The 6,447-nt window shown below is 69.7% G+C and carries 6 protein-coding genes; 3 read left to right on the top strand and 3 right to left on the bottom strand.

Annotated elements, in window-relative coordinates; genetic code table 11:
* The first annotated feature begins 400 nt into the window (after nt 1-400).
* Both J0670_RS26360 and J0670_RS26355 read left to right on the top strand, forming a co-directional pair.
* Nucleotides 401-1,021, top strand: coding sequence for a hypothetical protein (locus J0670_RS26360; RefSeq protein ID WP_243437543.1), 621 nt, complete (start codon nt 401-403; stop codon nt 1,019-1,021).
* A 185-nt stretch (nt 1,022-1,206) separates the two neighbouring features.
* The gene (locus J0670_RS26355; RefSeq protein ID WP_307806698.1) at nt 1,207-2,379 is read left to right on the top strand and encodes a hypothetical protein; all 1,173 of its coding nucleotides are present in this window, start codon (nt 1,207-1,209) and stop codon (nt 2,377-2,379) included.
* A gap of 25 nt (nt 2,380-2,404) precedes the next feature.
* On the opposite strand, the gene J0670_RS26350 is transcribed toward J0670_RS26355, so the two are convergent.
* Nucleotides 2,405-3,631, bottom strand: a complete 1,227-nt coding sequence (locus J0670_RS26350; protein ID WP_207814162.1) for a putative PEP-binding protein — start codon at nt 3,629-3,631, stop codon at nt 2,405-2,407.
* Nucleotides 3,632-5,524 (bottom strand): FAD/NAD(P)-binding protein, encoded by a 1,893-nt coding sequence (locus J0670_RS26345; protein WP_207814161.1) that lies wholly within the window; start codon nt 5,522-5,524, stop codon nt 3,632-3,634.
* A gap of 349 nt (nt 5,525-5,873) precedes the next feature.
* Here J0670_RS26345 and J0670_RS26340 point away from each other — a divergent pair, with 349 nt between their 5' ends.
* Nucleotides 5,874-6,278 (top strand): VOC family protein, encoded by a 405-nt coding sequence (locus J0670_RS26340; protein ID WP_207814160.1) that lies wholly within the window; start codon nt 5,874-5,876, stop codon nt 6,276-6,278.
* Here the strand turns inward: J0670_RS26340 and J0670_RS26335 are convergent.
* Nucleotides 6,275-6,447 (bottom strand): helix-turn-helix domain-containing protein (locus tag J0670_RS26335; RefSeq protein WP_207814163.1); only part of this gene is annotated, 173 nt, incomplete at its 5' end. The two genes, J0670_RS26340 and J0670_RS26335, sit on opposite strands and share 4 nt — an antisense overlap.

Raw genomic sequence — 6,447 nt, 5'->3', positions numbered from 1 at the left:
CCTAGGGCGCACGCTTGGAAAGCGTGTTGGGGGCAACCCCTCACGAGTTCGAATCTCGTATCCTCCGCCTTGATCGAAGGCCCGGACCGCACCACGCGGTCCGGGCCTTCGTCGTTCCTCTGCCACGGTTCGCCCTTGCAGCAGCACTGCCCTGGCGAGATCGCTGCGCCGGCTCCGCGCACCGCCTGTTCTTGGAGAGCGATCCGATGACAGAGCGATCACGAATCAGCGAACGTCCATCCTGTCGGCACGGACCGAGACTTCGATGTCCACCACACCCAGCACCGGCCCCGGGCCGCAGGTCCGGCGGCCCACCCCGTCCTACCCGTTCTCCCAGAAGGGTGCCGCCCCCATGGCCTCCGGAGCAGTCGTCCTGACGAAAGCGTCCCCTACCGTCTCCTTGGACAAGCACGGCGTGACGTCCGGTCTCATCCGGGTCAACCTGAACTGGACCTCAGCAAAGGCCGCTGCACAGCGGGAGGCCGGGGAAGCGCGAGGCTTGCTCCAGAGGATGCGGGCGTCATTGCGGGCCGGAACGACCAAAGACGTGGACCTCGATCTCGGTTGCATGATCAGGTTCAGCAACGGCAGCAAGACCGTTGTCCAGGCACTGGGAGACTCGTTCGGCGCGGTGGGCCACTTCCCGTACGTCGCGCTGGACGCGGACGACCGGACCGGCGCGCGGGCCGCAGGCGAGAACCTCGTGATCAATCTGGATCACCAGGCCGAGTTCTCGAAGCTGCTGCTCTTCGTCTACATCTATGACGGCCCCGGGGACTTCCGTGGCCTCGACGCGGTGGTGACCCTCACCTCCGACCGAGGCGACCGGTTCGAGGTACGTCTCGACGAGTGCCCGCCGCAGGCACACGCGTGTGCGATCGCTTTGATCAAGCGGCAGAAGGGCGAACTCGTCGTCGGGCGCGAGGTGAGGTGGTTCACTCCGCAGGACGGCCCGGGCATCCAGGACGTCATCTCCCGGGCATACCGACTCGGCATGAAGTGGACGCCAGGAAGCAAGTAGTCGGCCCGTTCACGTGCCGCCGACCCCGTACGTGGAGGGCGGCAGCCGGTGGTTTCGGGGGGCCTGGGCTCTTCGGGGTGTTGCGGACAGGCTCGGCGCGCTCATAGCGTGAGTGGGCCTGTTGATCCGTTCACGTGGAGAGGCTCGACCTGATGATTCGTCATGTCAGAACCGCGGCACGAGCGGTGCTCGCAGCCGGGCTGCTCGTCACCGGCGCGCTCGTCGGCGCGTCGCCGGCGGCGGCTGCTGCGGCGCCGACGGACCTGACCGCGTCCGACTACACCCTCACCGCGGACTATCACCGGTTCGACGCGCTCGACTCGGCCCTCGTCACGGCGCTGGGGACCTCCCCGGTGCACACGGTGATGGAGAACGCGAACCACGACCGGCAGGCGCTCCCCTCGTCCTTCTCCGTCGGTGGCCTGTCCACCGGCTTCCGGTTCGACGACGGCGACAACTCCGACTGCCAGAGCTTCCCGCAGGGCATCACGACGAGCCGGGACGCCGTGGGGACCGCGAACAGCGGCAACTACGACGGCCATCAGCTCGTGCTGGTGAGCTGGTACACCAAGGACGGCTGCGACGGCGCCCAGCAGCGCAGCCGGATCACCCTGGTCGACTGGGACGCCACCTACCCCAACACCTACCGCAAGATCCTCCTGGTGGAGCCGACCGGCACCGCGGCGGCGCCGGACTTCAAGGACATCCCGATCCACGCCGGCGGCGTCTCCTGGTACGGCGACTACCTCTACGTCGCCGACACCGGGCACGGCATGCGCGTCTTCGACATGCGCAAGATCCTCAACACCGACACCGGCGGCACCGCCGACCAGATCGGCCGCCAGTCCAGCACCGTCTACTACGCCCACAACTACGCCTACGTGCTGCCCCAGGTCGGCACGGTCACGTCGCAGGCGCCGTCCGGCAACGCCCTGGTGTGGTCGTCGATCTCCCTCGACCGGGTCAGCAAGTCGATCGTGATGACGGAGTACACCTGCCAGTCGGGCTGCACCAGCTACCCCAACCGCCCGCCGAGGGCGGTCCGCTTCCCGTTCGCCGCCGGGGCGACGACGTTCGCTGCGACCACGACCGCCAGTCAGGCCCTCCAACTGCCCTGGTACAACCTCAACGGCGTGGCGTCCCACAACGGCCGCTGGTGGTTCAACTCCTCGGGGCAGAAGAAGCTCTACTACTGGACCCCGACCGCGGGCCCCGCCACCTTCAGCTGGGTGAGCGGCGGTGAGAGCCTCTCCTACTGGGAGGACGCCACCAACCCCGACCTGCTGTGGTCGCTGCAGGAGACCACGGGCGGACGCAACGTCTTCGCGGTCACCCAGGCCACCTACGGCGGCGGCTGAGCCGGTCAGGCCCGCGGCCGGCCGGTCAGGGCTGCGGCTGGAGGAGCAGTTGCCGGAGTTCGGCGGTGCACATCATGTAGCCGTCCGGGGTCGGCACGTGGTCGAGGTAGTGGGCGAGGTCGGCGCCGAGTGCGAACACCCGCACCGGGGTGCCGGCGGCGTGCGCGGACTCCACCACCCTGCGCACTCCGTCCAGGACGGCCGGGTGCCGGGTCTGGTAGGACTCCGCCACCAGGTGGTTGCCGCGGTCCGCGGCGAGGTAGAACTGCACCAGGTCCTTCACCCCGACGAACAGTTCGCTGGCGCCCGCGGCGCAGATCTCCGCAGTGGCGTGCACCGCCGCCGGTGTCTCGATGAACGCGGACAGGGGTACGTCCGCGGGCAGTTCGAGGTGCGTCCTGAGCTGGGTGAACTCCTCCGCGTCGTTGAGGAACGGGACGGAGAGGTGCACGCGGCCCGCCTCGTCGCCGAGCCGCTCGCGCAGGGCGCCGAGCACGGCGTGCAACGCGTCCCGGTAGGCGGTCGAACCGAGCAGCCAGCGCGCGCCGTGCAGGCCCAGCTCGGGGTTGGGTTCGACCGCGACGGGGGCCTGTTCGGTGACGCTGGCGGCGTGGTCGGAGCGGAGGTCGAGAAGCCTCAGGACCAGCCGCTGGCCGGGCAGGAGCGCCTCGACAAAAGTGCACAACCGGTCCGCGATGGCCCGCCCGTAGACCGCCGTGTCGGCCGGGCCCCCGTCCAGGGCGTCGAGCGGACTCAGCCCCGCCGCCAGGCAGAGGAACTCCTCCCGGATGAAGAAGGAGCCGACCTTCCGCGCGTTCGGGCCGCACGAGTTGATCGTACGGATGTCCTGGAGGTCCGCGATGACCGCGCACGCCGAGCCGAGATCGTCCGACGAGGGGCTCCGGGGCTCCGAGCCCGGATCGGCCCCGGCGCTCGTGCCGGGGCCGATGACGATCGACTCGCTTTCGAGGTCCAGGGTCACTTCGCCGACCAGGTGGGCGAGATCCTCCTGGTCGACGCGGAGCACGGGTATGCCCCTGCCGCGGCAGAGCGACTGCATGTGGCCGGTCAGTCCACCCGAACCGCAGACGACCGCACGGGCGGCCACGATCGCTTCGTACAGACCCGCTTCCAGGGAAGGGGCGACGAGAATGGATCCCTCACGTGGAGTTCTGGTCCGATTGCAGGTGCCTCGCAATTCGCTCTGCGTACCACCGGTCAGCAGGAATCCCTGAATCCGTCGCCCGTTCAACTATTCCTCCAGATCTATGGAGTTCGCTATCCCCAGTTGTCGGCGCAGCTGCCGTGGTGTCACGGAGACATCGGTGAGTCGTTCGACGGCCGCCCGGTTGACGGCCGTCCTCACCAGCCGGTCATGCCGGGAGGCGTCCGCCGGGGAGGCCGGACGTCCGCGCATGGAGCGGATACGGGCGTCCAGCCGGGAATCGAGCGACTCCCGCTCGCTCCGGACCCGCGCGGCCATTCTCCTCACCTCCAGAATGACAGCGTCCTCGAATCCCTCCCGGTCCGCTTCCTCCAAATTGCCGACACCATCAGCGTGTTGGGCCTCTTTTTGAGCCAATCCCTCTTCGGCCAGTTCCAGTTGCCCGATCGCGTGCGCGGCGACCGCGATCGACTGGTTCTTGATGGCGGCGAGATTGAAGGCGAACGCGCCGGTCCGGCCGTTCCGTACGATCTCGTCCCCCTCCCTCAGCACGCCGACCGCGGAGATCGGACCGGCCGGCTCCCCGCCGGGGCTCAGCAGCGTCCCCCGTTCGTCGACGTCCAGGCCGCGCCCGGTGCGTCCGTGGGGTGCCGCGATCCCTTTCCGGAGGAGGTTCCTCCAGAGCGGCTGGTCGACCCTGCTGTAGTCCGACTCCCGGCCGAAGTTGGACACCACCAGGTCGGCCTCGATGGCGCGTTTCCCGTCCGAGCCCTCCCCCGCGGAGGCGACCGACACGACCAGTCGGCCCGACTCCGCCGGGGTGATTCCCTCCACCTTGCCGACGACCAGCTCCACCGATCCGTCCGCCCGGCGCATCGCGCGCTCGATGACCGCCATCGTGTACTCCACCGCCCCGACCCGCACCGCGGCTATCGCGGTGCCGAACTCGTCCAGCAGGCTTCGCAGTTCCCCGGAGGGAATGCGCTCGATGGCCTCGGGAAGGTGCGGCTCCCACGCCTTGGCCACCCGCTCCGCGACCACCACCGGGTCGACGTCGGGATGGTCCCGGGAGACCGAAGCGCACGCCGCGCCCCACTCGGCCCGGACCCGGGCGAGGAACTCCTCGCGGTTCCGGTACGGCTCCAACAGCGATGCCGGGCAAGGAAGTCGCACCACCCCGTGCTCGTGGCCGCCGGGGTACACCCGGAACATCGTCCCGGTCTTGGAGATCAGATGGATCCGCCCGGTGTGGCCCTGCCGCAGCAGGAGGCCCGCAGAGTCGTAGGCACTCAGCACGGAGCCGACGATCGCGACGGTCGCCTCGGAGGGGAGCTCCACGAGCCTCCGGACACCGTCCGCGGAGTACGGGTTGCGCACGAAGGATCCGTGCTTGAGCACCTCCGCGGCGAACGGCGGCTCCCTGAGTTCGAGGCCGGTCGCGAGGACGACGCGCTCGGCCGGGAGTACGGCCGCCTCCGGGCTGCGGCCCTCGTCGGCCATGGAGAATTGACGTATCGTCACCTCCACTTCCGTGGGGCGCACGTTCATGTCGACGGCCTCGCCGTCCGCCTCGACCAGCACGACGCCGGGGCGGGCTTGGCGCCTCGCCTCGGCCAGCCGTTCGCACAGGTAGTCCTGGAAGAGCCGTCGGGGTGCCGGGCCGTGCTCGACGAACCGGTGCTCGACCCAGGGCTCCGGCCAGCCGCGGCGGTCGGCCTCGTCGTTGGCCCAGCGGACGAAGTCGAGGACGTCCTCCCGGAACACCGACATCCGGCCCGCCTGGATGTTGAACACGTGGTCCCAGGGATTGCCGTCCCGGTGGTAGGCGACGCCGGCGGAGCGGTAGTCGGATCTCCGCTCCAGCAGGACGATCTCCACTGGCCTGCGTGCGAAGTGGAGCATCCTGATCGCCGTGGCGGTGCCCGCCAGGCCTGCCCCGACTATGAGAACTCTTGGGCGGTGCTTGCTCGTTCGACTCATGGTCAAGCCTCCCCGTCGAAGGATGGGAACCCGGCCCCGCCGTCCCGTGCGGGGCTCGGGAGCTGCTGACGAAGTGTGACTTTGAAGAATGTCGAAGGACCTTGAAGGAGGGAAGTGCTGTTCGGACTACGGCGTTCCGCCCTCTTCCTAGGCCGATCGCGGGCCTGCGGTCGCGGAGGTCCGCGCACAAGGCTAGGGGTCGCCCCCGGTGCTTGAGGTCGTATCGTGCCGAGCGGTGATGAATACCTCGGAAGTCGCGCCCGGGGAGGCCTCGTACGGTCCGCGCCCCGCCCGCGGATGTCCGATTCCTTCAAGACCGTCCGCCCGGCCGCCGTCTACGGTGACGGCCATGAACAGCACACCCGCACCGCAGCTCGCCTTCATCGGCCTCGCCGTCTCCGACATGGCCGCCTCGATCGCCTTCTACCGGCGGCTCGGCCTCGCCTTCCCCGAGGGTTCCGAGCACGCGCCGCACGTCGAGGTCGAACTGCCCGGCGGGCTGCTCCTGGTGCTCGACACCGAGGCGACCATCCGCTCCTTCCACCCCGCATGGCACCCGCCGACCGGCGGCAGCCGTACGGCGCTGGCGTTCCGCTGCCAGAGCCCGGCGCACGTGGACGCGGTGTACGAGGAGCTGGTCGGCGCCGGCCACCACGGGGAGCTGAAGCCCTGGGACGCCTTCTGGGGCCAGCGGTACGCCGTGGTGCACGACCCGGACGGCAACGGGGTCGACCTGCTCGCGCCGCTCGCCTAGGACAGCAGGACCGTTACCGGCACCCCCGCCAACTCCCGGACCTCGCGCGCCAGATGGGACTGGTCCGCGTAGCCCGTCCGGGCCGCCGTGTCGGCGAGCGGGACGCCGGCGCGGGCCAGGCCGAGGGCGCGTTGGAGGCGCAGGATCCGGGCGAGCGTCTTGGGGCCGT

Origin of the sequence: Streptomyces sp. FH025 (genome assembly GCF_017427025.1) — a bacterium.
Classification (GTDB): domain Bacteria; phylum Actinomycetota; class Actinomycetes; order Streptomycetales; family Streptomycetaceae; genus Kitasatospora.
This window is presented reverse-complemented; position numbering and strand designations above follow the sequence as displayed.

Coding starts and splice junctions, on each gene's coding strand:
- J0670_RS26345 (WP_207814161.1), bottom strand. CDS start 5,524: ATGAGTCGAACGAGCAAGCACCGCCCAAGAGTTCTCATAGTCGGGGCA.
- J0670_RS26340 (WP_207814160.1), top strand. CDS start 5,874: ATGAACAGCACACCCGCACCGCAGCTCGCCTTCATCGGCCTCGCCGTC.